This is a genomic window from Bradyrhizobium frederickii (assembly GCF_004570865.1).
Classification (GTDB): domain Bacteria; phylum Pseudomonadota; class Alphaproteobacteria; order Rhizobiales; family Xanthobacteraceae; genus Bradyrhizobium; species Bradyrhizobium frederickii.
Genome location: NZ_SPQS01000003.1, coordinates 206,609 through 231,365, shown reverse-complemented (window position 1 = coordinate 231,365; position 24,757 = coordinate 206,609). Strand labels below are relative to the sequence as shown.

The window sequence follows — 24,757 nt, the reverse complement described above, 5'->3', positions numbered from 1 at the left end:
CGTTGGTTTGGAGTAGCGGCGCCGCGAGCGCGGTGTAACCTCTCCCGCTTGGGGGAGAGGGAGCGCACTACCCGCACATCGGACTCAAGCCTTCTCCGCCGGAGCCTGCCTTGCCTCGCCGCTCGACACCAGCAGCACCGAGACCTTCGACTGCCGCAGCACGGCGTCGGCGACGCCGCCGAAGGAGAGGTGGTCGGCCTGGATGCGGTCGACGCCCATGACGACGAGATCGACATCGGTGGTGTCGATCTCGCGCAGGATCGCGGCTTCCGGCGCACGGTTCACCCGCAGCGTGGTGGTGATGTCGACGTCGTAGCGGGCGGCGAGATCGCTGGCGTCCTTCAGGATGCCCGCCTCCTGGCCGAGGCCGCGGGAAGCGCCGCGCTGCGCGCCCTTGTCGCGCGTGGTCGCGACATAGATCACCCGGAGCGTGCCTGATCCTGCTTGCGCCAGCGCGACCGCGACCTCGGCGCCGCGCTTGGAGATGCCGCTGCCGGAGACCGGAACGAGGATGTTGAGCCCATCGGGGTTCGGCTGCTTCAGGTGCTTGCCCTTGGCCGCGGCGATCGCGAGCGGTCCCTCAAACGTCGCGGCGATGTCCTCGATCTTGCGGTCGAAGCGATCCTTGGTCGCGGCAACCTTGTCGATGCCGACGACGAGGAGATCGAAACCCTTGCGCGCCTCCTCGGTGATGGTCTCGCCGAGCTCGGCACGCCTTGCGCGGGTGGCGACGTCGATGCTGCCGGCCTCGTTCTCGCTGCTGACGGATACGGCCGCCTTCTTCACCACTGCTTCGTGGCTCTTCTCCTCCTCGCGGCCCTTCTCCTGCTCCTTCGCGTTTCGGCCGATATGCAGCACGGTGATCGGCAGGCCGCGCATGCCGGCGATCAGGCCCGCGAGGTGGGCGGCAAAGGTGGCATTGACGCTTTCGTCCACCGCCAGCAGGGGCCGCTCGAGATTGGCGAGGAAGCCGCGCTTCTCGAATTCCTCCCGCTCCAGCCGCTCCTTCTCCTCCTGGTTCATCGGCAGCCTCGCCAGCGCTGCGCGCAGCATCGGGGGCATCGCCATCGTGGTCACGATCGCCATGGTCACGATCATCGTGAACAGGTTCTGGCTGAGCACGCCGATCGACAGGCCGATGGTGGCGATGATCACCTCGGTCGAGCCGCGCGCGTTCATGCCGCTCGCGAGCGCGAGCGATTCCCGGTTGTTCAGGCCGCCCAATGTGCCGCCGACGAAGGCGCCACCGAACTTGCCGACGCTGGCGATCACGACCAGGAGACCGGTGAGCATCAGGAGATTGGGATCGCGCAGCACCGAGAGATCGGCGGCAAGGCCGGCGAGGCCGAAGAACACCGGCATGAAGAAGCTGGAGATCAGGCCGCGCAGGCGCTCGTCGATCTGCCGCGTCAGGATCGGGGATTCCCCGACCAGGATGCCGGCGACGAAGGCGCCCAGCACGGTGTGGACGCCGATGGCATGCGTGATCATCGCCATCACGCACATCAGCAGCAGGATCACCGTGATGACCGCCGCGGCGCTGACGAGGTTGTCGTTGGCCCAGCGGATCAGCTGAAACACCAGGCGGCGGCCGATCGTGAAGCTGACCGCGAGAAATAGCAGCGTCCCCAGCACGGCCTTCGCCACCGAGGCAATGTCCAGCGTGCCGTGCGAAGCCAGGCTGAAGATGACGGCGATGAGGATCCAGCCGATGGTGTCGTCGATGACGGCGGTCGCGACGATGATCTGCCCGACATTGCGGCGCATGAAGTTCATCTCGCGCACGACCACCGCGACGATCTTGACCGAGGAGATCGACAGCGCCGTGCCCATGAACAGCGAAGCCACCAGGCGCTGTTCCGGATTTGGCAGCAGCGCATCGGGCAGGAACTCGCCGAGCGCGAAGCCGCAGGCAAAAGGCACGACGATGCCGGCGATCGAGATCGCGATCGCGGCCCTGCCGACCTTCCGGACCAGCTTGAGATCGGTCTCCATGCCGGTGAGCAGCAAAAGGAGCAGGATGCCCACTTGCGCGATGCCGTCGATCATCGCCTTCTGCTCGGGCGACTTGGGGAAGATCGCGTGCTGCGCCTCCGGCCAGACCCAGCCGAACAGCGACGGCCCGAGAATGATGCCGGCGAGCAATTCGCCGATCACCGAGGGCTGACCGATGCGCTGCATGATCTCGCCGAGGCCGCGGCCGACCGCGATCAGCAGCACGATCTGCGCCACCAGCAGCAATTCGGACGGGCCGGCCGATTTGCCCGTTTCAGCGACGGCCGCGATGGTGGTGAGGACGAGCGCCGCGGGGACAAGCCAGGCCGATCGGAGCAGGCGCGATAGCATGCAGATGATTTCCCCCTTCACCCCCGGCGTCGGGGCCATGGGAACAGAACCCGCAGGAGGTGGAGCCGGTTCCAGACGTGTGCGGGAGCCGGCGACAGCAAAAACGCGAAAACAACCCCATGCACAGTATGGATGGGATTGAAAACGCTGGGGAAAATTTCGGCCTTGCCGAAGCGGTTTGCTTCGTCGGGCAAAACAGGGGCGTCATTGCGAGGGAGAGAATTGCAGCCTTACGCCACGCTCGTGCCGCGGACGCAGCGCTGTGCCACTTCGGCGGTGCGCTGCTGAGCGGGGGCCCATGCGACACGGCGACTCCTAGTTTCTGGGTCCCGGCTCTGCGCTCCGCTTCGCTGCGCTGGTCCGGGACACGAGGGCCCTCACACCGCCTGCGGGGTGCGGATCTCGCGCGGCAGGATGATGGCGGCTGCGATCGCGAGCAGGCAGAGGCCGGCGAAGGCGTGCAGCATGGTGACGAAGCCGCCCTGCTCGTAGAGCCATGCGACGAGGCCCACCGAAGCCCCCGCCGCGGTGAAGCCGATGAAGTAGCGCACGGCATAGGCGCGCGAGCGCCATTCCTCGCTGGTGTACTTGCCGACCATGGCGTCGTTGACCGTGACCTGCCCGAACGCCCCCATGACGATGCCGATCGAGACCAGGATCAGCGGCAAATTCTCCAGGCTGGCGGCCAGATACAGGAACGGCGCCAGCATGAAGGACAGCGGCAATGCCACCGTCTTCAGCGAATAGCGGTCGAGCAGCCGGCCGATCGTGTATTGCGTCATCGCGCCGAACACGTAGACGCAGGCGGCGATGACCCCGAGCAGCGCCGGGCTCTTGGTCAAGTCCGCCAGCCGCTCCGCGAACAGTTTTGGTAGCGCCACGGTGACGGCGTTGAACGTGGTCGAGATCGCGATCACGACGATCAGCAGCGACAGCACCACGCGCCACATGTCCTGCTTGGCCACCCGCGCCTGCGCCGCTGCCTGCCTGGCGCCCTTGCGGTCCTCGTGCACGACCATCATCGCAAAGGCGATGCCGATCAGGATCGTGACCGCGCCGGGAATGATGAACGCAAAACGCCAGCCGAGATATTGCCCGATCACGCCGGTGACGAGCGCGGAGGAAGCCACGCCGAGATTGCCCCAGACCCCGTTGATGCCCATCTCGCGGCCGAGCCGGTCGGCGTAGGACACGATCATGGCGGTGCCGACGGGATGATAGATCGAGGCAAAGATGCCGATCGCAAGCAGCGCTGCGCCGAGCTGCGCCGAGGTCTGCACGAAGCCGACCGCGACCATGGATGCCCCGATGCCGACGAAGAAGATCAGCATCATGTGGCGGCGGCTCCAGCGGTCGCCGAGCCAGCCGGTCAGCAGCGAGCCGGCGCCGAAGGCAACGAATCCCGGCGTCGCGTAAGGCAAGAGTTCCGAATAGGCCATGCCCAGCGCCGGGCCCATGATGATGACGGCGGCGGCGAAGATCAGCATCGAATAATGGTCGATGAAATGGCCTGCGTTGACGAAACTGATAACCCGACTGGGGCTGTTCATTCCCGAATCCTCTCCTGCTCCGAAATGAGTTATATGTCCTCCCCATGACGGGATGCCGCCAATGACTGTCTTTGAAACGCCAATTTTGGAGACGCCAATCCTGCGGGAGGTCCGCAGCAACCATCGCTCGCCCGCGGGCGTGCACCTGGTTGCGCGCGACTTTCCCAGGGGCATGCGGATCGAACCGCACCTGCACCGCGAGGCGCAGCTGATCTATGCGGCGAAGGGCACCATGCAGGTGACGACGCCCGAGGGGCGCTGGCTGGTGCCGCCGGACCGGGCGGTGTGGGTCCCGGCCGGCCTCGAGCACGCCATCGACCTGCTCGCCGACATCGAGATGCGCACGCTGTATTTCGACCTGTCCTGGCTGAAGCGCGAGCAGCGCTATGACGGCCTGACCAGGGAATTCGTGGTGCGGGTGTCGCCGCTGCTCAACCAGGCGATCCTTGCGCTGTTCGACGCGCGCAACACCGAGGAACGCACCGAGCTCCTGGTGCGCCTGGTGATGCTGGAATTGCACCAGGCCGAGGATTCCACCACCTTCGTGCCGCTGCCGCGCGAAGTGCGCTGCCGCCGCGCCGCGATGATCGTGCTCGACGACCCCACGGGGCTACACGACATCGATACGCTGGCGCGGGAGGTTGGAACCTCGGCGCGGACGCTCTCGCGGCTGTTCTCGACGGAAACGCAGCTCAGCTTCAAGAGCTGGTGCCAGCGCGCAAGGATCGCAGCAGCGATCCAGCGGCTGTCGACCGATGCGAGCGTGTCGGTGAAGCAGCTCGCGACCCAGCTCGGCTATGCCAGCGTGCCGGCGTTCTCGGCCGCGTTCCGGCAAGTGACGGGGCGGACGCCGACGGAGTTTGCGGGGAAGTAGGCTACCAACATACACAAGAGGTCGTCATGCCCGGGCTTGTCCCGGGCATCCACGTTCTTCGTGCCGCGTGGAGAGGCGTGGATGGCCGGGACAAGCCCGGCCATGACGATGTGGAAGTTGGAACGCCTCAAACTGCAGAAATCGTAGGGTGGGCAAAGCGACTTGTCCGCCATAGCTCGAAGAGCGACGGCGGAAGCGTGCCCACGTCTTTCCCTGTCATCGACAGAAGGTGGGCACGGCGCTTTGCGCCTTTGCCCACCCTACGGCGGCGCAGCCCTCGGTGACATTGTCCGCATTCAACGGCATGCCGGCATTCTCCAAACGCACGGCCCGACTAAAGTTGCCGCATTCCTCCGCTTGATTGTGATCGGCTTCCACCCAAATCCCGTGTAAGCTTCCGCAACGGACAAACCTGATACGAAAGCCCCTATGGCCAACGCCTTCTTCTCCGACCTGCTCGCCACCATCTCCGAGCGCGGCCGCACGCTGCTTCGTCGCGGCGAATCCGCCGACACCGGACGGGATGCCGACGGACTGCTCGAGCTGTGCGACGCGCTGCTGTCGGGCCGCGGCGAAGCATCGGGTATCGCCATCGCGCGCGAGGTGCTCGACATCTACCGGGAGCTCGATGCGGCGGGACGCCGCGCCTTCTTCGAAGGCTTGGTGCGCGATTTCGGCCCGGACCGGGAGCGCCTGTCCAGGGCGATCGAGACATGGCGCGCCGCGCCGAGCGACGAAGACGCGAGCTCACTGCATTTCGCCTCGGAGCCGCGGCGGCAGGAGCTGATCCGGAGGCTCAACCGCGCGCCCGGCGGCACCGGCGACCTCGTCGCCATGCGCGCCGACCTGCTCGACATGATGAACGGGCACACCGACCTCGCCGCGCTCGACCGCGACGTCTCGCATCTTCTTTCTTCGTGGTTCAACAGGGGGTTTCTCGTGCTGCGCAGGATCGACTGGTCGACCCCGGCCAACATCCTCGAAAAGATCATCCGTTACGAAGCCGTGCACGAGATCTCCGACTGGGACGATCTGCGCCGCCGCATCGATCCGGTCGACCGCCGCTGCTACGCCTTCTTCCACCCCGCGATGGTGGACGAGCCCCTGATCTTTGTCGAGGTGGCGCTGACCGAGACGATCCCGGGCGCGATCGCGCCGCTGCTTGCGGTCGACCGCCAGCATCTGCCGATCGAGCGCGCGCGCACCGCGGTGTTCTATTCGATCTCCAACACCCAGCGCGGCCTTGGCGGCATCTCCTTCGGCAGCTTCCTGATCAAGCAGGTGGTGGAGGAGCTGCGGCGCGAGACGCCGAAGCTCGACACCTTCGTGACGCTGTCGCCGGTGCCCGGCTTCATGGCCTGGATGAAGCAGGACAAGGATCTGCCGCTGTCGGACGAGGACCGCGAGGTGCTGAAGCGCCTGGACGATCCCAAATGGTTCGAGAACCCCGAGACGACGACGCTGCTCCGCGGCGTGATCGAGCCGCTCGCCGCGCATTACTTCCTCAAGGCGCGCACGCCGAAGGGCAAGCTGATCGATTCCGTCGCCCGCTTCCATCTCGGCAACGGCGCACGGCTCGAACGCATCAACTGGTTAGGCGACCTCTCACCGAAGGGGTTGCGCGAATCCGCCGGCGTGATGGTCAACTACCTCTACCGCCTCGACGACATCGAGAAGAACCACGAGGCCTACGCCAATGACGGCGAGGTGGTGGCGTCGAGCGCGGTGAAGAAGCTGCTGAAGGGCGAAGGGCGAAGGCTCTTGGATATGCGGTTGTCGTAGCGACAAACTCAACTGTCGTCCCGGACAAGCGCAGCGAAGCGAAGCGCAGATCCGGGATCCATAGCCACGGAAGAGCGTGGTTATGGGGACTCGGAGTGATCAGCTTCGCGAAACAACCTCTCCCTGGGGCTATGGGTCCCGGATCTGCGCGCGCTTGGGGCGCGCTTGTCCGGGACGACAGCGAGTGTGGAGCGGCCCGTCTCCCGCCCTACTCCGCCAGCGCCTTCATCTCCTTGTAGAGGTCCGACTTGCCTTCGAAGCCGATGCCCGGCAAATCCGGCATGGTGATGTGGCCGTTCTCGACGCGGACGCCGTCGGGGAAGCCGCCGTAAGGCTGGAACAGGTCGGGATAGCTCTCGTTGCCGCCGAGGCCTAAGCCCGCTGCGATGTTGAGCGACATCTGGTGGCCGCCGTGAGGGATGCAGCGGCTGGGCGACCAGCCGTGGGTCTTCAGCACTTCCAGCGTGCGCTGGTATTCGCACAGGCCGTAGGACAGCGCGCAGTCGAATTGCAGCCAGTCGCGATCCGGGCGCATGCCGCCGTAGCGGATCAGATTGCGGGCGTCCTGGTGGCTGAAGAGATTCTCGCCCGTCGCCATCGGGCCGGGATAGAATTCGGCCAGCGCGGCCTGCAGCGCGTAGTCGAGGGGATCGCCGACCTCCTCGTACCAGAACAGCGGATAGTCGCGCAGCATCTTGGCGTAGGCGATGCCGGTCTCCAGGTTGAAGCGGCCGTTGGCGTCGACGGCGAGCTGCGCGTCCTTGCCGATCTCTTCCAGCACGGCCTCGATGCGCTTGCGGTCCTCGCCGATATCGGCACCACCGATCTTCATCTTCACGACATTGTAGCCGCGATCGAGATAGCCGCGCATCTCGCCGCGCAGCATCGACAAGCCCTTGCCCGGATAGTAATAGCCGCCGGCGGCGTAGACGAAGACGCGCGGATTGGCTTTGACGCCGTGCCGTTCGGCGAGCAGGCGGAACAGCGGCTTGCCGGCGATCTTCGCCACCGCGTCCCACACCGCCATGTCGATGGTGCCGACCGCGACCGAGCGCTCGCCATGGCCGCCGGGCTTCTCGTTCGTCATCATCGCGGCCCAGACCCTGTCGGGGTCGAGATTGCCGCCGGCTTCATCGAGCAACGACTTCGGATCGGCCTCGAGGATGCGCGGGGCAAAGCGCTCGCGGATCAGGCCGCCCTGGCCGTACCGGCCGTTGGAATTGAAGCCGTAGCCGACGACGCGCTTGCCGTCGCGCACCACATCGGTGACGACGGCGACGAGGCTCGTCGTCATCCTGGTGAAGTCGATATAGGCGTTGCGGATCGGGGACGAGATCGGCTTGGTGATCTCGCGGACGTCGACGATGCGGACGGACATGGGGTGGCCTTCGGTGGTCGAGAGGAAGTTCGTCAGACTGTCTCCCCGTCATCCTGAGGTGCTCTCCGTGGGACGCATCGCGTCCCGCGGAGAGCCTCGAAGGATGAACGGCCGAGGTGCAGCCGGGCCGTCGCCCTTCGAGGCTCGCCGAAGAGGCGAGCACCTCAGGGTGACGGTGATGCATTTGGACGCGAGGCGCCTCCAGATCGTCATTGCAAAGACGGCATCGCCGTCACTTCTTGTCCCTGAAATACGGCTCGACCGGCCCGTGCACCTTGATGGTCAGCGGGTTGCCGTGGCGGTCCTTGGCGTTGCCGGCGGTGACGCGGACCCAGCCTTCGCTGATGCAGTACTCCTCGACATTGGTCTTCTCGATGCCCTTGAAGCGGATGCCGACGTCGCGCGACAGGATGTCCGCGTTGTAATAGGGGCTGTTCGGATCGACCGACAGGCGGTCCGGAAATTCGTCGCTCATGATTGTCTCGCTCACAACAGTGTTTCGATTTGAGTCCGCAATCCTTCCGGCCGGGCGGTCGGCGCGTAGCGTGCGACCACGCGGCCCTCACGGTCCACCAGGAATTTGGTGAAATTCCATTTGATGGAGGCCCCTAGCAGGCCCGATTGCTGGCGTTTCAGGTACTCATACAGAGGGTGCGCATTTGCGCCGTTGACGTCGATCTTCTCGAACAGCGGAAAGGTGACGTCGTAATTGCTCGAGCAGAACGCCTGGATCTCGCTCGCCTGCCCCGGCTCCTGCGCCCCGAACTGGTTGCAGGGAAAGCCGAGCACGGAGAAGCCGCGCGGCGAGAGATCGCGGTGCAGATCCTCGAGGCCGCGATATTGCGGCGTGAAGCCGCATTTGCTCGCGGTGTTGACGATCAGCAGCACCTGTCCCTCGAAACGCCTCATCGGCACCTCCTCGCCGGCAAGCGAGTTGGCCTTGAAGTCGTAAATGGCAGACATCGCTAGCCCACGGGGTCGATCGGCGACGGCGGCACGCCGCCGGCCTCGATCGCTTCGCCCGCGAGCAGGCAAAGGTCTTCGCGGTAGCGGCCGGACACGACATGCACGCCGACCGGCGCCTTGCCGACCAGGCCGGTGGAGACGACGAGGCCCGGCAATCCCATGAAGGGAATGGCGATCTGCGGCAGCTGCGCTTCCCAGACCCGCTTGAAGGATTCGTCGTCCTTGCGGTCGAGGTGATCCGGGAACGGCAGCTCGCCCGAGACCGGCGTCAGCAGCACGGCATATTTTTCGAAGAACAGCATCCACTCACGGGTCAGCGTGGCGCGTCGGGTCAGTGCCTTGGCGTAATGGGCCTGGTCCATCGGCGTCACCCTGGCGCGGTTGCCGCGCAGACACGCCAGCGCGCCGGGATCGCCCTCGCGCTCGGCCATCTCAAGCTGCGCCTCATAGCCGTCGCCGAGCCAGAGCTTGATCTGCCACTCCACCGCCTCGCGCATCGGCGGCGTGTCCTCGATCACATCGACGGTCCAACCGGCGCGCTCCAGCCGCTTGCCGGCATCGCTCACAGCCGCCTTCACCTCCGGTGTGGCGGCAAGGCCGCCGGGATTGAGGCAAAGCGCGGCGCGCTTGTCCCGAGCGGGGCCTTGCAGCGGCACCGGCACGAACCAGGGATCGCGGATGTCGCGGGCCGCCATCGCTTCGAGCGAAATCCTGAGGTCGTTGACGGTGCGCGCCAGCGGACCCGACACCGCCATGATCTGCGGCCCGATCGGGCGCTCCGGCAGCGCGGGATTGAAAGCGGGGATGCGGCCGAGGGTCGGACGCAGGCCGTGCACGCCGCAGGCATAGGCGGGATAGCGGATCGAGCCGGCAATGTCGGTGCCGTGGGCGATATGGCCGATGCCGGCCGCGACCGCCGAACCGGCGCCGCCGGAGGAGCCGCCCGGCGTCAACGATGCATCGCGCGGGTTCTTGGTGTCGCCGTGGATGAGATTGGTGGTGAACCAGCGATAGGAGAAGGCCGGGCAATTGGTGCGGCCGAGCAAGATGGCGCCGGCCTTGCGGAAATTGGCGACGACCGGATTGTCCTCGCGCGCGATCACGTCGCGCTGCAGCTTCAGGCCGTTGGTGGTGGCAAAGCCTTCCTGGTCGACATTGGCCTTGATGGTGACGGGCACGCCGGCGAGCACGCCGGGGTCCTCGCCCCGCGCAATTGCGGCATCGACGGCGTCGGCCTGCCTGAGCACGTCGTCCGGCCGGTGGTCGATCACCGCATTGAGCTGCGGATTGACGGCATCGAGCCGGGCAAGACCGGCCTTGGCCGCCTCCCTGGCGGAGACTTTCCTGGATTTGACGAGGGTGGCGAGGTCGGCGGCCGACAGGCGCCAGAAATCTTGCATGGCTTGCTCCGTGTATCCGGCGTCTTTTAGCGCCGGGAACGCGGCAAAGCCATGCGGATTTCGCAGGGGTGAACGGGGCTGGCGCGGGACGACGCCACATTCTCCGTCATTGCGAGGAGCCCTTGCGACGGAGCAATCCAGACCCCCTCCGTGGCGGCAGTCTGGATTGCTTCGCTACGCTCGCAATGACGGGAAGAGAGCGGGTTTCAATGCCTTGTCGCGGACGGATCGGGCAGGTCCAGCAGCGCCTCGGTGAAGGGAAACTCCAGCACGACCTCGCCTTCGTCGTCGGTCACCTCGATCACCGCCTCGAGCAGGGCCCGCTGGGCGCCTTCCGACTTCACCACCTCCAGGATCATCTGGCGGGCGACCTCCCAGGCGCCATCGGGGTTGCGCAGGTCCTCTCCGTCAGGATCTACGATCAGTTCGTCGCCGATACGGGTGTTGAAGAAATATCTGGGCATGCCTGATCCAATGGGGTCGCCAGCAGACGATTGGAAGCCGTTCTAAACTCACAACTCGTTTATCCCGACAGGGATCACGACCTATCGGCGGTTCTTGCCTATGTCCATTGCGGATTTTTAGGGCCGCAATGCGCTCTCTTTGCAGCGCAACAATTCCGCAGGCCTACTACCTAGGTCCGGGAAAATTTCACTAGCGAACTTCTCCGCCCGCATTAACTTAGCGGGTGGGCGGATACGTCCGAATTCGAGAAATGGAGAGCCAAAATGGCATGGAAAGCCCCGAAGATCGTCGAAGTGCCCTGTGGCATGGAAATCAACATGTATGTGAGCGCCACCCGCAAGTAAGCCGGTCGGCGATCTCGCGTTCTGCGGCGGTGGATCTTTCGGTCACGAGGCGTTTCCGAAGGAAAGAATCTGTGTCGGCATTTGCGTCGGCCTGAGATCCACCGCGCGTGTTCCTTCCAGGAGACGGATCATGCTTCGCGTCGTCGTCCTGGGCGCCGCCGCCGGCGGCGGAGTTCCCCAGTGGAATTGCGGCTGCGAGGGCTGCCGGGCGGCCCGCAAAGGCGGGCCCGAGCTGCACCGGACGCAGGCCTCGGTCGCCTTCAGCGGCGACGGCGAGAACTGGTTCCTGATCAACGCCTCCCCCGACCTGCGCCAGCAATTGAATGCCACGCCGCAACTGCACCCCAGGGCCGGGGCGCTGCGCCATAGCCCGATTGCGGGCGTGATCCTGACCAACAGCGAAGTGGATGCGGTGGCGGGCCTGCTCTCGATGCGCGAGAGCTCGCCGTTCACAATCTATGCGCATGACAAAGTGCTGGCGATCCTCGCCAGCAACAGCATCTTCAACGTGCTGAACGAGAAGCACGTGCGGCGCCAGCCGATTTCGATCCGCGAGCCGTTCGAGCCGCGCCTCACGCACGGCGCACGTTCCGGACTGGAAGTGCTGCCTTTCGCGGTCTCGGGCAAGTCGGCCTGGTATCTGGAAGGCAAGGCGCATCCCGGCGGGACCAACGGCGACGGCGATACGCTGGGCCTGAAGATCACCGACAAGGCGACCGGCAAATATTTCTACTTCATCGCGGCCTGTGCCGACGTGACCGACGCGCTCAAGGCCGAGATCGACGGCGCCTCGCTCGTGTTCTTCGACGGCACGGTCTGGCGGGACGACGAGATGATCAGGGCCGGCCTCGGCCACAAGACCGGCAAGAGCATGGGACATGTCGCGATGTCCGGCGACGACGGCGCCATCGCGCGACTGGCCGATCTCGATATCGACAGGAAGATATTTCTGCATATCAATAACTCGAACCCGGCGCTGCTGCCTGCCTCACCCGAGCGCAAGGCCGCTGAGGCGGCGGGCTGGCAGATACCGGCGGATGGAACGGAGATCGTGCTGTGAATGCGGCATCAATGACTGGAATGACTGCGCTCTCGATCGGCAGGGATATCAGGCTCAACTCGGCCGAGGAGCTCGAGGCGACGCTGCGCCATATCGGGGCGACGCGCTATCACAGCCTGCATCCGTTCCATAAGCTGCTGCACGGCGGCAAGCTGAACAAGGGCCAGGTGCAGGCCTGGGCGCTCAACCGCTACTATTACCAGAGCACGATACCGATCAAGGACGCGGTGGTGATCTCGCGCTTCCGCGACCGCGCCACGCGCCTGGAATGGCGTCACCGCATCGAGGACCATGACGGCGATGTCGGCGCCGAAGGCGGCATCGAGCGCTGGATCAAGCTGACCGAAGGTCTCGGCCTCGACACCGCCTACGTGGAATCCACCGAAGGCATCTTGCCGGCGACGCGCTTCGCGGTGGAGGCTTACGTGCACTATTGCCGCGAGAAGAGCCCGCTGGAGGCGATCGCCTCCTCGCTCACCGAGCTGTTCGCGCCGAGCATCCACGAAGAGCGCATCGCGGGCATGCTGCAGCACTACGATTTCGTCAATCCTGACACCATGAGCTACTTCAAGCGCCGCCTGACGCAAGCGCCGCGCGATGCCAATTTCGCGCTCGACTATGTCAAGACGCATGCGAGGACGCCGGAGGAGCGCGCCTCCGTCTGCAATGCGCTGATCTTCAAGACCAACGTGCTCTGGGTGCAGCTGGACGCGCTCCAGCACGCCTATGTCGAGGGCCACATTCCGCCGGGCGCATTCGTGCCCAAAGCGAGCTGAAGGACTAGCGATGGCCGGGCCGCGTCACATCAGCGTCAGCGAGGCAAGCCGCCCCGTGCTGCCGCGGCATGCCAAGCTGAAATATGACGAGACCCGCAAGGTCTGGGTGATCCTGGCGCCGGAACGCGTGCTGGCCCCGGACGAGATCGCGGTCGAGGTCCTGCAGCTCTGCGACGGCAAGCGCAGCGTCGGCGACGTCTCCGATCAGCTGGCGGCGAAATACGCAGCTCCCCGCGAGGCGATCCTGGCCGACGTCATCGTTATGCTGCAGGATCTCGCCGACAAGGGCTTTCTCACCGAGATCAGGGAGAAGACGTCATGAGCGACGTGACCATCCCACCCAGCGACAGCCTGGCGGTGCTGGAGAAGCAGCGCTCGACCGCGGAGACGTTCGGCATTCCGCTTGCGGTGCTGCTTGAGATCACGCATCGCTGCCCGCTGCAATGTCCCTATTGCTCCAACCCGGTCGAGCTCGACCGCTCGGGCAAGGAGCTGACCACCGAGGAATGGAAGAAGGTCTTGAGCGAGCTCGCCGAGATCGGCGTGCTCCAGGTGCATTTCTCGGGCGGCGAGCCGACCGCGCGGAAAGATCTCGTCGAGCTGGTGAAGCAAGCGAGCGAGGTCGGGCTCTACAGCAATCTGATCACCTCGGCCGTGCTGCTGACGCGCGAGCGTTTGAGTGAGCTTGCCGATGCCGGGCTCTGCCATGTGCAGATCTCTTTCCAGGGCATCGAAGAGGGCCTCGCCGACCGCGTCGCCGGCTACAAGGGCGGGCATCGCAAGAAGCTCGAAGTGGCGAAATGGACGCGCGAGCTCGATTTGCCGCTCACCGTGAACGCGGTGATGCATCGGCAGAACCTGCACCAGCTCCCTGACATCATCCAGATGTCGCTCGATCTCGACGCCGACCGGCTCGAGGTCGCCAATGTGCAATATTACGGCTGGGCGCTGAAGAACCGCGCCGCCTTGATGCCGACAGTGGCGCAGCTGGACGAGTGCACTGAAATCGTCGAGGCGGCGCGCGAGCGGCTGAAGGGTCGGCTGACGATTGACTATGTCGTTCCCGATTACTACGCGCTGCGGCCGAAGAAATGCATGGGCGGCTGGGGCCGGCAGTTCTTCAACATCTCGCCGGCCGGCAAGGTGCTGCCCTGCCACGCCGCCGAGAGCATCACCGGGCTCGAGTTCGAGTCGGTGCGCTCCAACCATTCGATCGCCTGGATCTGGCAGAATTCCGAGGCCTTCAACCGCTATCGCGGCACCGGCTGGATGAAGGAGCCGTGCAAGTCTTGCGAGTTCCGCGAGATCGATTTCGGCGGCTGCCGCTGCCAGGCCTTTGCGCTGACCGGGGACGCCGCCAACACCGATCCGGCCTGCGCGCTGTCGCCGCTGCACGAGACCATCTTCAAGCAGGCCGAGCGCGAGGCCGAGGGCGAGACCAGCCGCTTCCTCTATCGCAATTTCGCGGGCGGCACCCTGGAATCCGAGAATGGGACCTGACGCCGACGCAGGCTCGGCGGCGAGACGCGCCGATCCGTTTGCGCCGCTGACTTCCGAAATGCTCGATGTCGGCGACGGCCATGAGCTCTACGTCGAGAGCGTCGGCCGCAGCGACGGCATTCCCGCGATCTACCTGCATGGCGGACCCGGCAGCGGCTGCCAGCCGGACCATCGCCGGCTGTTCGATCCTGATCGTTTCTGCGCCGTGCTGTTCGATCAGCGCGGCTGCGGCCGTAGCCGCCCCAAAGGATCGCGCGCCCACAACACCACCGCCCATCTGATCGCGGACATCGAGACAATCCGCGAGAAGTTCGGCATCTCACGCTGGATCGTGGTCGGCGGCTCCTGGGGCGCGACGCTGGCGCTGGCGTATGCGCAGGCGCATCCGGAGCGCGTCTCGGGCATTGCCCTGCGCGCAACCTTTCTGGGCACGCGGGCGGAGGTCGAGACGGCCTTCATCTTGCGCCTGTCCCAGTTCTATCCCGCGCTCTACGAGGATTTTCTGAGCGTGCTGCCGCCTGAAGAGCGCGACCGGCCGGTGGACGCCTATTGGCGCCGGATCCTCGATGCCGATCCAGCCGTGCACGGACCTGCGGCGCGGGCCTGGCACGACACCGAGCGCGCCTTGTCCGAGCACAAGGCGGCCAAGACGCGGCTCGACCTCGCCTCGCTGAACGTCTGGCGCACGCTGCCGGCGACGCCGTTCATGGAGGCGCATTATTTCGTCAACGATTCCTTCATGAGCGAAGGCCAGCTGTTGCGGAACGCGGGCCGGCTCGAAGGCATTCCCGGCATTATCGTGCAGGGCCGCTACGACCTGCTCTGTCCGCCGCAGACCTCGCAGGCGCTGGCAAAAGTCTGGCCGGGTTCCGAGCTTCGCATCGTGGAAGAAGCCGGACATTCGCTCTATGATGCCGGCGTGAGGGATGCGGTGATGAAGTCGATCGCGGACCTCGCATCGAAGATCGGGCATTAGGGTCTATCTTCTCATCCTGAGCAGCGCTCGGAGAGCGCGTCTCAAAGGATGAAAGGCCGAGATGCACCAGCGCGGGCCTGCATGGTTCGAGACGGCGCTTACACGCCTCCTCGCCATGAGGGTCTGGGTTCGCATGGGAAGGACAACAAGAAAATGCCGCTCGCCGGGAAGAGCATGTTGCTGACGTCGATGAATGTCGACGTCTCGGATGAAGCCGATTTCAACCGCTGGTACGATCGCGAGCATCTGGAAGAGCGGGTCGCGATCGACGGATTTCTCGAAGCGCGGCGCTATGTCGCGCATGCCGCCAATCCCAAATATCTCAGCCTGTACTCGACCGCGACGCTCGAGGTGCTCGACAGCCCCGCCTACAAGGCGCGGCTGGCAAACCCGACCGAATGGTCGCGGCAAACCATGGCGCGCTTCAAGGACATGCTCCGCGTCGTCGCGCGGATCACCGTCAGCAACGGCAGCGGACGCGGAGCCGCTCTCGGCCTGGTGCGGCTGCGGCCGACGCCGGACAATGCCGCGGCATGGCGTGATGCGCTGCAAGAAAAGCTGACGCCCGAGCGACGCGACGGCATCGTCTCGATGCACCTCTTGGAGAGCGAGCCCGAATTGTCCGGCGCGACGGCGGGAATTCCGGCGGTGCGCAACGAAGGCGCGCGCGATTGGTTCGTGCTGATCGACGGCACACATGTCGGCGCGGTCTCCACCGTGATCGCCGAGCGCTTCACCGGCCCGGCGGCGGCGCCCCTCCCGCTCCCGGTCTCGGTCGGCACCTATTGCCTGATGTGGGATCTCGCGAAGAGCGATCTCGCGTGCGGCTGACGCGCTCGCACGCATCGCAACATGCTGCACCGCACGCGCGCCGTTAATGCTGTGAACGCGTAGCTCCCATGAAAGCGGGCGCGCGCGAAACTTTGCCGTTGTACTTGGGAACGGTTCTAATAAGCTAACCCAATGACGTCATTCAGAAACCAGATCGACGCGCGTTAAGCGTTCGCCAAGCTCAGAAGAGGCCGCCGGGTCTTTGAGCCTGCGCGGACAGGGTAGGAATGAAACCGACCGATATTGCGGCCCCCGACTACTTTCACAAAGTGGTCGATTGCCAATGGGCCTGTCCTGCGCACACCCCGGTTCCCGAATACATCCGACTGATCGCCCAGGGCCGCTACAGCGATGCCTACATGATCAATTGGAAGTCGAACGTGTTTCCCGGAATCCTGGGACGCACCTGCGATCGTCCGTGCGAGCCGGCATGCCGGCGCGGACGCGTCGAGGAAAATCCGGTCGCGATCTGCCGCCTGAAGCGCGTCGCCGCCGATTTCAAGGACGACATCAAGCACCGCCTGCCGCGCCCCGCGCCGAACAACGGCAAGCGCATTGCGCTGGTCGGCGGCGGGCCCGCTTCGCTGACGGTGGCGCGCGATCTGGCGCCGCTCGGCTATCACTGCACCGTGTTCGATGCCGATCCCGAAGCCGGCGGCATGATGCGCACGCAGATCCCGAAATTCCGCCTGCCCAATTCCGTCATCGACGAGGAGACCGGCTACATCCTGGGTCTCGGCGTCGAATTCAAAGGCGGTCACCGCATCGAGAGCATGAAGGCGCTGCTTGCGGAGAAATACGACGCGATCTTCGTCGGCTCCGGCGCACCGCGCGGCCGCGAGCTCGACATTCCCGGCCGGAAAGAGGCAGCGGCCAACATCCACATCGGCATCGAATGGCTGGCCTCGGTCTCGTTCGGCCATATCGACAAGATCGGCAAGCGCGTCATCGTGCTCGGCGGCGGCAACACCGCGATGGATTGCTGCCGTACCGCGCGCCGGCTCGGCGGCGAGGACGTCAAGGTCGTCGTCCGCTCCGGGTTCGAGGAGATGAAGGCCTCGCCCTGGGAGAAGGAGGATGCGCTCCACGAGGACATTCCGATCCTCAATTTCCTGGTCCCCGTCGCCTTCGTCCATGACAACGGCAAGCTCACCGGCATCACCTTCCAGAAGGTGAAGGCCGAGTACGATGCCAAGGGACGCCGCAACCTCGTGCCCTCGGGTGAGCCGGACCAGACCATCGCATGCGACGACGTGCTGGTCGCGGTCGGCCAGGAGAACGCCTTCCCCTGGATCGAGCAGGATTGCGGCATCGAGTTCGACAAATGGCACATGCCCAAGGTCGATCCGAAGACGTTCGTCTCGACCAATCCAAAGGTGTTCTTCGGCGGCGACGCCGCGTTCGGCCCGAAGAACATCATCTGGGCGGTCGCGCACGGCCACGACGCCGCGCTGTCGATCCACAGGATGCTCTCGGGCGAGGACATTACCGAGCGTCCGCTGCCCGACGTGCAGGTCTCGTCGCAGAAAATGGGCATCCACGAATGGAGCTATGACAACGACATCTCTGTCGACAAGCGCTACAAGGTGCCGCATCGCGACAAGGTGATCGCGCTGAAGGACATCCGCGCCGAGGTCGAGCTCGGCTACGACGTCAAGCTCGCGCTCGGCGAAGCGCACCGCTGCCTGAACTGCGACGTGCAGACCGTGTTCTCGACGTCCCTCTGCATCGAGTGCGATGCGTGCGTCGACATCTGCCCGATGGATTGCATCACCTTCACCGCCAATGGTGAGGAAAGCGACCTGCGCCAGCGCTTGAAGGCACCCTCGCTGCATCCCGACCAGGACCTCTACGTCTCCTCCGATCTCAAGACCGGGCGGGTGATGGTGAAGGACGAGGACGTCTGCCTGCATTGCGGGCTGTGCGCCGAGCGCTGTCCCACCGGCGCCTGGGACATGCAGAAATACTACATCGAGATGACCCACGCAGGTTCGACATGTCCGACAAAAAGCCGATCAGCAGCGTAAACGACTTCGTCGTCCGCTTCGCCAACGTCAACGGCTCGGGCTCGGCCAGCGCCAACGAGATGTTCGCGCGCGCGATCCTGCGCCACGGCGTTCCGGTCTCCCCGCGCAACATCTTTCCCTCCAACATCCAGGGCCTGCCGACCTGGTACGAGGTGCGGGTGACCGAAGCCGGCCATCTCGGCGCCCGCGGCGGCGTCGACATGATGGTGGCGATGAACCCGCAGACCTGGGACAAGGACGTCGCCGGGATCGAGCCCGGCGGCTACCTGTTCTACGATTCGACCAAGCCGATGCCGTCGACCAAGTTCCGCGACGACATCACCGTGATCGGCGTCCCCTTAACCGCCATCACCAACTCGACCTACACCGATCCGCGCCAGCGCCAGCTGTTCAAGAACATCATCTACCTGGGCGCGCTCTCGGCCCTGCTCGACATGGACCCGAAGCTGGTCGAGCAGCTGATCGGCGAGCAGTACAAGGGCAAGGAGAAGCTCTTGTCCTCCAACGTCCACGCGCTGCATCTCGGCCGCGACTGGGCGCTGCAAAACCTGAAATGCCCGATCGGGCTTCGCGTGAAGAAATCCGACAAGGTCGGCGACCGCATCTTCATCGAAGGCAACAGCGCCGCCGCGCTCGGCGCCGTCTATGGCGGCGCCACAGTGTGCGCCTGGTATCCGATCACGCCGTCCTCGTCGGTGGCGGAGGCCTTCACCGCGCATTGCAAGAAGTACCGGCACGATCCTGAGACCGGCAAGGCGAAATACGCGATCGTGCAGGGCGAGGACGAGCTGGCCTCGATCGGCATCGTGATCGGCGCGTCCTGGAACGGCGCCCGGGCCTTCACCGCGACCTCAGGTCCCGGCATCTCGCTGATGACCGAGTTCATCGGCCTTTCGTATTTTGCCGAGATCCCGGCCGTGATCATGAACATCCAGCGTGCCGGCCCCTCGACGGGCATGCCGACCCGCACCCAGCAATGCGACATCATCGCCTGCGCCTATGCCTCGCATGGCGACACCAAGCATGTGCTGCTGTTCCCGGAAGACCCGGCCGAGGCGTTCGAGTTCGCGGCCGCCGCCTTCGATCTCGCCGAGCGGCTGCAGACCACGATCTTCCTGATGCTCGACCTCGACATCGGCATGAACCACCGGCTCTGCCGTCCGCTGAAATGGGACGATGCCAGGCAGTATGACCGCGGCAAAGTGATGACCGCGGAGATGCTGGAAGAAGGCCGCGACTTCGGCCGCTACCTCGACGTCGACGGCGACGGCATTCCCTATCGCACCTATCCCGGCACGCATCCGACCAAGGGCTCCTATTTCACCCGCGGCACCTCGCGCGACCGCTATGCGCGCTATTCCGAGGAGGGCTCGGTCTACGCCGACAACATGCAGCGCCTGATGCGCAAGTTCGAGACCGCGCAGGATCTGGTGCCGCGGCCGCTGCAGGCCAATGCGGAACGGCCGACCAAATTTGGCGTGATCTATTTCGGCTCGACTTCGCCTGCCATGGACGAGGCAATCGGCCTGTTGGAAGCGCGCGGCCATCAGCTCGACCGGCTGCGAATTCGCGCCTTCCCGTTCCATTCGAGCGTGGCGAGTTTCCTCGCCGAGCACGACTTCGTCTACGTGGTCGAGCAGAACCGCGACAGCCAGCTGCGTCAGCTCATCGTCAACGAGAACGGCATCGATCCCGTTCGCCTCGTGCCGATCGTGCACTACGACGGCACCCCGATCACCGCCCGCTTCATCGCCAAAGCCATCGGCGACCATCAGGATCACCTCAAGGTGACCCCGCTCCGCAAGGCCGTGTCATGACCGGCGCCTTGCGATCTCTTCCGTCATGCCCGCGCTTGTCGCGGGCATCCACGCCTTTCTTCCGTGCCGCCAAGACGTGGATGGCCGGGACAAGCCCGGCCATGACGCTGCGGAAGCTCCAGGTGCTCTCATGACCTACATCGCAAAACCGAAATTCCATCATCCCGGGCTGAAGCCGAACGAGCTCGGCTACACCCGCCGCGACTACGAGGGCAAGATCTCGACGCTGTGCGCCGGCTGCGGCCACGATTCGATCACGGCTTCGATCATCGAGGCGTGCTACGAGCTGTCGATCGAGCCGCACCGGGTGGCAAAGATCTCCGGCATCGGCTGCTCCTCGAAGACGCCGGACTATTTCCTCGGCAATTCGCACGGCTTCAACTCCGTGCATGGCCGCATGCCATCAGTGCTGACCGGCGCCAACCTCGCCAACCGCGACCTGATCTATCTCGGCGTTTCCGGCGACGGCGATTCCGCCTCGATCGGCTTCGGCCAGTTCGCGCATTCGATCCGGCGCGGCGTCAACATGACCTATATCGTCGAGAACAACGGCGTCTACGGCCTGACCAAGGGCCAGTTCTCCGCGACCGCCGATCGCGGCTCGAAGAGCAAGAAGGGCGTCACCAACACCGACAACGCCATCGACCTCGTCGCCATCGCGCTGCAGTTAGGGGCAACTTTCGTCGCCCGCTCGTTCTCCGGCGACAAGACCCAGCTGGTGCCGCTGATCGCGGCCGCGATCCGCCACAAGGGCGCGTCCTTCATCGACGTCATCAGCCCCTGCATCGCCTTCAACAACCACGCCGGCTCGACCAAGAGTTTCGATTATGTCCGCGAGCACAACGACGCGGTGAACCGTCTCGACGTGCTGGTCGGCCGCGATCCGATCGCGGTCGATTACGCCCCCGGCACGGTGCAGGTGGTCGAGCAGCACGACGGCAGCAAGGTCGCGCTGCGCAAGATCGACGCGGATTACGATCCGCACGACCGGCTGGGAGCCCAGACCTTCCTGGCAAGGCACGCCGCCAGGGGACAGATCGTCACCGGGCTACTGTACGTCGACCCCGAGGCGGAAGACCTGCACGAGCACCTCAACACGGTCGAGACGCCGCTCAACACGCTGGAAGCGGATACGCTGTGCCCGGGCTCGGCCGTGCTGGACAAGATCAACGCCAGCCTGCGGTGATCATTTGCTCCGCGCTGAAGCCGACGACCTGACGCGGATCGTAATCTTCTCCGACACGATCGGCGGTTCAAACGGATAGTGCTTGGCATCGCCGAGCACCAGCTGGAGCGTGTGCGTGCCCGGCGCAAGCTCAAGCATGGTTTCGGTCTGCCCTGCGCCGAAATGCAGGTGCGACTTGTCTTGCGGGATCGGCTCCTTGGGATCGATGGGGTCGTTGACGTCGACCAGCAGATGATGATGGCCGGCGTTCTGGTAGTCGTCGCCAGCATGCGTCACGCCCATGTTACGCAGGCCGAACCGGACCCAGAACCCACCGCGAACCTTCTGCCCGTCATGCGGCGTGATGAAATAGAGCTTGGCGTCCTTGGGCGCAGCCTTGCCCTGCGAACAGGCCGAGCCCGGTAGCAATGCGATCGCGACTACCAGCGCGACACCGGCAATGATCTTCATCAAACTTACTCCAGCACTTACGGACTGAGTGCGACACGGAATCCATGTGTGGGGTAACGGACATTGGTGTCGTAACCATCGCGGTTTGACGGCCGCACATATCTCGAATCGTTCTTCCAGGAACCCGAGCGCAGGACGTGAGAGCTGCAGTCGCCGCTGCTCCATGCCGAGCCGTCACCCGGCGCGCCCTGATAGGTCTTATGCCAGCAGTCCTCGACCCACTGATCGATGCCGCCGCCCATGTCATAAAGCCCGAATGGATTGGGCCTGAAGCTGCCGACCTTGGCCGGCTGCTCGGCCGCAAGATCACCGCAATCCTTGCACCCGGCCATGCCCGGCTGGAGCTTGTCGCCCCACCAGTATTTGGTCTGCGTTCCTCCGCGCGCCGCATATTCCCATTCGGCTTCGCTCGGAAGGCGGTAAGGCTTCTTCGTCGTCTGCGCGAGCCAGGCGGCATATTGTTGCGCATCGGCCCAGCTCACATTGCTGACGGGAGCATCGTCCTTGCCGGTGGCCGTGAATCCGCACGCCCTGGCGGCGGCGCATTCGTTCCACTCCTGCACCGTCACCGGATATTTTCCGATCGAGAACGGCTTGATCGCGACCTGGTGGACAGGCCGTTCGGTCGGGTCGTCATTGCTTCCCATCGCGAAGCTTCCGCCGCGAATGGCGACCATCTCGGGTTCGCGAGGCGGCGTCGCCGATGGGCTGGGCGCCGGCGACGGCGACGGCGAGGGAGGGGCAGAAGCCAATGATGGGGAGGGTTGTGGCGCCTGCGTCGCGGCCTCTTGCGGCGACGCGGCCGGGGCAGCGGTGGGCGTGGCGGCCTGCTCGTTGATCCTGCCGGGCTGCGCCAGCAAATACCAGAGCACGCCGCTCGCGATAATCAGCAGCGTGATGGCCAAAAGGAAGATAAGGGTATTTTCGCGCCGGCCTCGCGTGCTGCCGACCGCATCTGCATCCGGCAGCACGCGATACACACGCACCGGGTCGGTGATGTTCTTGACTTTGCGGTCTCCGAGCGACTCATAGCCGCACACCACCTTGTGCTTGATCTGCTCGTAGATCGCGCCTGAGATAAAGACCTGACCAGGCTGCGCAATGCCTTCGATACGGCTGGCGATATTGACGCCGTCGCCGTAGATATCGTCCGGCTCTACGATCACGTCGCCGAGATTGACGCCAATCCGGTATTCGAGCCGCGAATGCTTTGGAAGCGAGGCATTGCGGCCGATGAGGTTCTGCTGGATCACGATGCTGCAGCGAACGGCCTCAACAGGACTATCGAAAATAGCGATGAAGCCATCGCCCGTCGTCTTCACCAGACTTCCATGGTGCTCGATGATGCTGGGCTGGATGATATCGCGCTCGATCCGCTTGACGCGGACATGCGTTCCCTCCTCGTCCGCTTGCATGATGCGGCTGTAGGAAGCGATGTCACCGACAATGATCGCGGCGAGACGGCGAGGCATGGGGCCGTGTGACGGCGGCTCATCCTGATTGCCGGATTTGAAGTTGCGAATTTCGCCCATGCGGGGGACTCCACAAGCTTACAAGGCAGTCCCAGCTTACGACTGCCAAAGGCGGTCGTCTGTGAACGCTACCACATTGACGAACCGAGACAATGTCGCCGCCATCGCCGACATCGAGTTCCGGAGGAATCAAGGAGTGCACCAGTTGAACCTTCTTAATCCCATCAATGACTAAGGCCCGGCGTGAGACGACGGCCCCCAAGTCGTACCGGGATAGTCGCAGGGGTGACCGTGCCGAAGGCTTGAACGCCATGCGCTGGCGCCGCGACTAATGGCAGGCCTGCGCCGCCCTGCCGGGGCGGGCCTTTGCCGCCAAGCGCCCGGTGCGATCATGAAGCTTGCTCTTATTGTTCCGCTTGCCCTTGCCGCATTCATCGGCGCGGCCCAGGCCGAGGAGGGCGACGACATCCGCGAGGCCAGCAAGGCTGAAGCCGAGGCCTTCAATGCGCGCATGTATGCGGGCACCCCCGGCGACAAGGCCTATGCCTGCTTCGTCCGCCGCTAGGATGCCGACCATCTTGCGCGGCATCCGAAGCAGAAGGTCGCCTCGATGAAGCTGCTGATCTCGGCGGAACTGGACAAGGAGGACAAGGAGTTGCACAACTCCTTCCGGCTCGGCTTCAGGTATCGGCATCGCTCCGGCGACTTCGACTCGAGCGGTTCGTGCAACCACGCTGTGTTCACCAAGAGCGGCAACGAAGTCCGCCTGGGGTGCGGCGTCGACTGCGAGGGCGGCGGCATCGGCGTTGCACTCTCGAAGGACGACAGGTCGGCGATCGTGCGGCTCGAACGCGTCAGGGTCTGGCAGAACAACAAGCCGGACGACGATGCCGAGCGATCGCTCGTCGGCGGCGCCGACGACAGGATTTTCCGGCTCGATCGCACCGATACCAGCGAATGCGCTTCGCTGGTGACCGACCGCAAGGAACTCGCGGCACTGCGCCACAAGTGATATGCGTCCTGCGTATAGAGGCTAGTCGGGGGAGATCGCCATGAACCGCCGGAACATGTTGTGGAGCGCCATCTCGGCTCTGGGTGCGGCGCTCGGTGCCTCCAGCGCGAAAGCTGCGAGCGAGGCGACGCCGTCGAGCAAGCTCAAGGTGGCTTATCACCTCAGCGACGCCGAGAAGGTCAATTTCGTGCTCGGCAGCATCCAGAACCACATCGACGGGGTCGGCGGCCCCGAACATGTCACGATCGCGCTGGTGATCCACGGACCGGCGCTGAAGGCATTCCACGCGGCGCAAGCCAACCTCGATCTCAGCAAGCGGATCGGCGAATTCTCCAAGGACGGCGTCGAGCTCGCCGCTTGCGGCAACACGATGAAGGCACAGAACGTCACGCTGAAGGAGCTGCTGCCGGGTTTCGTCAGTGCGGAAAAGGGCGGCGTGGTCAGGCTGGCCGAGCTGCAGTCGCAGGGGTACTTGTATCTGCGGCCGTAGCGGTAGCTGCTGGAGGCACACCTTCTCCGCCGTCATTGCGAGCGCAGCGAAGCCA

General features: G+C 64.8%; 22 protein-coding genes and 1 pseudogene. 14 read left to right on the top strand and 9 right to left on the bottom strand.

The window, feature by feature from the left end; translation table 11 throughout:
- Positions 1-84: 84 nt before the first annotated feature.
- Both E4K64_RS06575 and E4K64_RS06570 read right to left on the bottom strand, forming a co-directional pair.
- A complete protein-coding gene (locus tag E4K64_RS06575; RefSeq protein ID WP_135162738.1) occupies positions 85-2,346 on the bottom strand; it encodes a cation:proton antiporter domain-containing protein in 2,262 nt (753 codons plus the stop codon).
- Between the two features lie 377 nt (positions 2,347-2,723).
- Positions 2,724-3,896 (bottom strand): MFS transporter, encoded by a 1,173-nt coding sequence (locus E4K64_RS06570; RefSeq protein ID WP_135162737.1) that lies wholly within the window; start codon positions 3,894-3,896, stop codon positions 2,724-2,726.
- A gap of 52 nt (positions 3,897-3,948) precedes the next feature.
- Here E4K64_RS06570 and E4K64_RS06565 point away from each other — a divergent pair, with 52 nt between their 5' ends.
- Together E4K64_RS06565 and E4K64_RS06560 are read left to right on the top strand one after the other, a co-directional pair.
- On the top strand, positions 3,949-4,770 hold the full coding sequence (locus tag E4K64_RS06565) for an AraC family transcriptional regulator (protein WP_135162735.1): 822 nt from the start codon (positions 3,949-3,951) through the stop codon (positions 4,768-4,770).
- A 429-nt stretch (positions 4,771-5,199) separates the two neighbouring features.
- On the top strand, positions 5,200-6,552 hold the full coding sequence (locus tag E4K64_RS06560; protein WP_135162734.1) for a malonyl-CoA decarboxylase: 1,353 nt from the start codon (positions 5,200-5,202) through the stop codon (positions 6,550-6,552).
- Between the two features lie 208 nt (positions 6,553-6,760).
- On the opposite strand, the gene tarD is transcribed toward E4K64_RS06560, so the two are convergent.
- From tarD to E4K64_RS06530, 5 genes are all read right to left on the bottom strand, one after another.
- Positions 6,761-7,930, bottom strand: a complete 1,170-nt coding sequence (gene tarD, locus E4K64_RS06555) for a D(-)-tartrate dehydratase (RefSeq protein ID WP_135162732.1) — start codon at positions 7,928-7,930, stop codon at positions 6,761-6,763.
- Positions 7,931-8,162: 232 nt separating this feature from the next.
- Positions 8,163-8,405, bottom strand: a complete 243-nt coding sequence (locus E4K64_RS06550) for a DUF3297 family protein (RefSeq protein ID WP_008559805.1) — start codon at positions 8,403-8,405, stop codon at positions 8,163-8,165.
- A gap of 11 nt (positions 8,406-8,416) precedes the next feature.
- Positions 8,417-8,893 (bottom strand): glutathione peroxidase, encoded by a 477-nt coding sequence (locus tag E4K64_RS06545; protein WP_135162731.1) that lies wholly within the window; start codon positions 8,891-8,893, stop codon positions 8,417-8,419.
- 2 nt (positions 8,894-8,895) lie between these two features.
- Positions 8,896-10,296 (bottom strand): amidase family protein, encoded by a 1,401-nt coding sequence (locus E4K64_RS06540; protein ID WP_135162729.1) that lies wholly within the window; start codon positions 10,294-10,296, stop codon positions 8,896-8,898.
- A 206-nt stretch (positions 10,297-10,502) separates the two neighbouring features.
- Positions 10,503-10,760 carry a DUF6894 family protein gene (locus tag E4K64_RS06530; protein ID WP_126255158.1) on the bottom strand — a complete coding sequence of 86 codons (258 nt, stop codon included), beginning with the start codon at positions 10,758-10,760 and terminating at the stop codon, positions 10,503-10,505.
- A gap of 264 nt (positions 10,761-11,024) precedes the next feature.
- On the opposite strand from E4K64_RS06530, the gene pqqA reads away from it, so the two are divergent.
- The 10 genes from pqqA to E4K64_RS06480 all read left to right on the top strand — a co-directional run bounded on the left by pqqA (position 11,025) and on the right by E4K64_RS06480 (position 21,278).
- Positions 11,025-11,105, top strand: a complete 81-nt coding sequence (gene pqqA / locus E4K64_RS06525) for a pyrroloquinoline quinone precursor peptide PqqA (RefSeq protein ID WP_007595659.1) — start codon at positions 11,025-11,027, stop codon at positions 11,103-11,105.
- 130 nt (positions 11,106-11,235) lie between these two features.
- Complete coding sequence (gene pqqB, locus E4K64_RS06520; RefSeq protein WP_135162728.1) at positions 11,236-12,165, top strand: pyrroloquinoline quinone biosynthesis protein PqqB; 930 nt, start codon at positions 11,236-11,238, stop codon at positions 12,163-12,165.
- Between the two features lie 20 nt (positions 12,166-12,185).
- Positions 12,186-12,941, top strand: a complete 756-nt coding sequence (gene pqqC, locus E4K64_RS06515) for a pyrroloquinoline-quinone synthase PqqC (RefSeq protein ID WP_430642481.1) — start codon at positions 12,186-12,188, stop codon at positions 12,939-12,941.
- Positions 12,942-12,951: 10 nt separating this feature from the next.
- Positions 12,952-13,263, top strand: coding sequence for a pyrroloquinoline quinone biosynthesis peptide chaperone PqqD (gene pqqD, locus E4K64_RS06510; protein WP_135162725.1), 312 nt, complete (start codon positions 12,952-12,954; stop codon positions 13,261-13,263).
- Positions 13,260-14,441: a pyrroloquinoline quinone biosynthesis protein PqqE gene (gene pqqE, locus E4K64_RS06505; protein ID WP_135162724.1), complete on the top strand. Its 1,182-nt coding sequence runs from the start codon at positions 13,260-13,262 to the stop codon at positions 14,439-14,441. The genes pqqD and pqqE overlap by 4 nt, the downstream gene beginning before the upstream one ends.
- A complete protein-coding gene (gene pip / locus E4K64_RS06500) occupies positions 14,431-15,417 on the top strand; it encodes a prolyl aminopeptidase (RefSeq protein WP_135162723.1) in 987 nt (328 codons plus the stop codon). Before pqqE ends, pip begins: the two co-directional genes overlap by 11 nt.
- A 153-nt stretch (positions 15,418-15,570) precedes the next feature.
- The gene (locus E4K64_RS06495) at positions 15,571-16,248 is read left to right on the top strand and encodes a DUF4286 family protein (protein ID WP_135162721.1); all 678 of its coding nucleotides are present in this window, start codon (positions 15,571-15,573) and stop codon (positions 16,246-16,248) included.
- Positions 16,249-16,475: 227 nt separating this feature from the next.
- The gene (locus E4K64_RS06490; RefSeq protein WP_135162720.1) at positions 16,476-18,275 is read left to right on the top strand and encodes an FAD-dependent oxidoreductase; all 1,800 of its coding nucleotides are present in this window, start codon (positions 16,476-16,478) and stop codon (positions 18,273-18,275) included.
- Positions 18,245-20,092 carry a 2-oxoacid:acceptor oxidoreductase subunit alpha gene (locus tag E4K64_RS06485; RefSeq protein WP_167771844.1) on the top strand — a complete coding sequence of 616 codons (1,848 nt, stop codon included), beginning with the start codon at positions 18,245-18,247 and terminating at the stop codon, positions 20,090-20,092. Before E4K64_RS06490 ends, E4K64_RS06485 begins: the two co-directional genes overlap by 31 nt.
- 130 nt (positions 20,093-20,222) lie before the next feature.
- A complete protein-coding gene (locus E4K64_RS06480) occupies positions 20,223-21,278 on the top strand; it encodes a 2-oxoacid:ferredoxin oxidoreductase subunit beta (RefSeq protein ID WP_135162716.1) in 1,056 nt (351 codons plus the stop codon).
- Here the strand turns inward: E4K64_RS06480 and E4K64_RS06475 are convergent, their stop codons facing one another.
- Positions 21,279-21,728: a DUF4399 domain-containing protein gene (locus tag E4K64_RS06475; RefSeq protein ID WP_135162715.1), complete on the bottom strand. Its 450-nt coding sequence runs from the start codon at positions 21,726-21,728 to the stop codon at positions 21,279-21,281.
- 17 nt (positions 21,729-21,745) lie between these two features.
- The gene (locus tag E4K64_RS06470) at positions 21,746-23,260 is read right to left on the bottom strand and encodes an SUMF1/EgtB/PvdO family nonheme iron enzyme (RefSeq protein WP_135162713.1); all 1,515 of its coding nucleotides are present in this window, start codon (positions 23,258-23,260) and stop codon (positions 21,746-21,748) included.
- 331 nt (positions 23,261-23,591) lie between these two features.
- On the opposite strand from E4K64_RS06470, the pseudogene E4K64_RS06465 reads away from it, so the two are divergent.
- Both E4K64_RS06465 and E4K64_RS06460 read left to right on the top strand, forming a co-directional pair.
- Positions 23,592-24,212: pseudogene (locus tag E4K64_RS06465) on the top strand (hypothetical protein).
- A 40-nt stretch (positions 24,213-24,252) separates the two neighbouring features.
- Positions 24,253-24,702 carry a DsrE family protein gene (locus E4K64_RS06460; RefSeq protein WP_135162712.1) on the top strand — a complete coding sequence of 150 codons (450 nt, stop codon included), beginning with the start codon at positions 24,253-24,255 and terminating at the stop codon, positions 24,700-24,702.
- Positions 24,703-24,757: the final 55 nt, after the last annotated feature.

Coding starts and splice junctions, on each gene's coding strand:
- E4K64_RS06575 (WP_135162738.1), bottom strand. CDS start 2,346: ATGCTATCGCGCCTGCTCCGATCGGCCTGGCTTGTCCCCGCGGCGCTC.
- E4K64_RS06570 (WP_135162737.1), bottom strand. CDS start 3,896: ATGAACAGCCCCAGTCGGGTTATCAGTTTCGTCAACGCAGGCCATTTC.
- E4K64_RS06565 (WP_135162735.1), top strand. CDS start 3,949: ATGCCGCCAATGACTGTCTTTGAAACGCCAATTTTGGAGACGCCAATC.
- E4K64_RS06560 (WP_135162734.1), top strand. CDS start 5,200: ATGGCCAACGCCTTCTTCTCCGACCTGCTCGCCACCATCTCCGAGCGC.
- tarD (WP_135162732.1), bottom strand. CDS start 7,930: ATGTCCGTCCGCATCGTCGACGTCCGCGAGATCACCAAGCCGATCTCG.
- E4K64_RS06550 (WP_008559805.1), bottom strand. CDS start 8,405: ATGAGCGACGAATTTCCGGACCGCCTGTCGGTCGATCCGAACAGCCCC.
- E4K64_RS06545 (WP_135162731.1), bottom strand. CDS start 8,893: ATGTCTGCCATTTACGACTTCAAGGCCAACTCGCTTGCCGGCGAGGAG.
- E4K64_RS06540 (WP_135162729.1), bottom strand. CDS start 10,296: ATGCAAGATTTCTGGCGCCTGTCGGCCGCCGACCTCGCCACCCTCGTC.
- E4K64_RS06530 (WP_126255158.1), bottom strand. CDS start 10,760: ATGCCCAGATATTTCTTCAACACCCGTATCGGCGACGAACTGATCGTA.
- pqqA (WP_007595659.1), top strand. CDS start 11,025: ATGGCATGGAAAGCCCCGAAGATCGTCGAAGTGCCCTGTGGCATGGAA.
- pqqB (WP_135162728.1), top strand. CDS start 11,236: ATGCTTCGCGTCGTCGTCCTGGGCGCCGCCGCCGGCGGCGGAGTTCCC.
- pqqC (WP_430642481.1), top strand. CDS start 12,186: ATGACTGCGCTCTCGATCGGCAGGGATATCAGGCTCAACTCGGCCGAG.
- pqqD (WP_135162725.1), top strand. CDS start 12,952: ATGGCCGGGCCGCGTCACATCAGCGTCAGCGAGGCAAGCCGCCCCGTG.
- pqqE (WP_135162724.1), top strand. CDS start 13,260: ATGAGCGACGTGACCATCCCACCCAGCGACAGCCTGGCGGTGCTGGAG.
- pip (WP_135162723.1), top strand. CDS start 14,431: ATGGGACCTGACGCCGACGCAGGCTCGGCGGCGAGACGCGCCGATCCG.
- E4K64_RS06495 (WP_135162721.1), top strand. CDS start 15,571: ATGCCGCTCGCCGGGAAGAGCATGTTGCTGACGTCGATGAATGTCGAC.
- E4K64_RS06490 (WP_135162720.1), top strand. CDS start 16,476: ATGAAACCGACCGATATTGCGGCCCCCGACTACTTTCACAAAGTGGTC.
- E4K64_RS06485 (WP_167771844.1), top strand. CDS start 18,245: ATGTCCGACAAAAAGCCGATCAGCAGCGTAAACGACTTCGTCGTCCGC.
- E4K64_RS06480 (WP_135162716.1), top strand. CDS start 20,223: ATGACCTACATCGCAAAACCGAAATTCCATCATCCCGGGCTGAAGCCG.
- E4K64_RS06475 (WP_135162715.1), bottom strand. CDS start 21,728: ATGAAGATCATTGCCGGTGTCGCGCTGGTAGTCGCGATCGCATTGCTA.
- E4K64_RS06470 (WP_135162713.1), bottom strand. CDS start 23,260: ATGGGCGAAATTCGCAACTTCAAATCCGGCAATCAGGATGAGCCGCCG.
- E4K64_RS06460 (WP_135162712.1), top strand. CDS start 24,253: ATGAACCGCCGGAACATGTTGTGGAGCGCCATCTCGGCTCTGGGTGCG.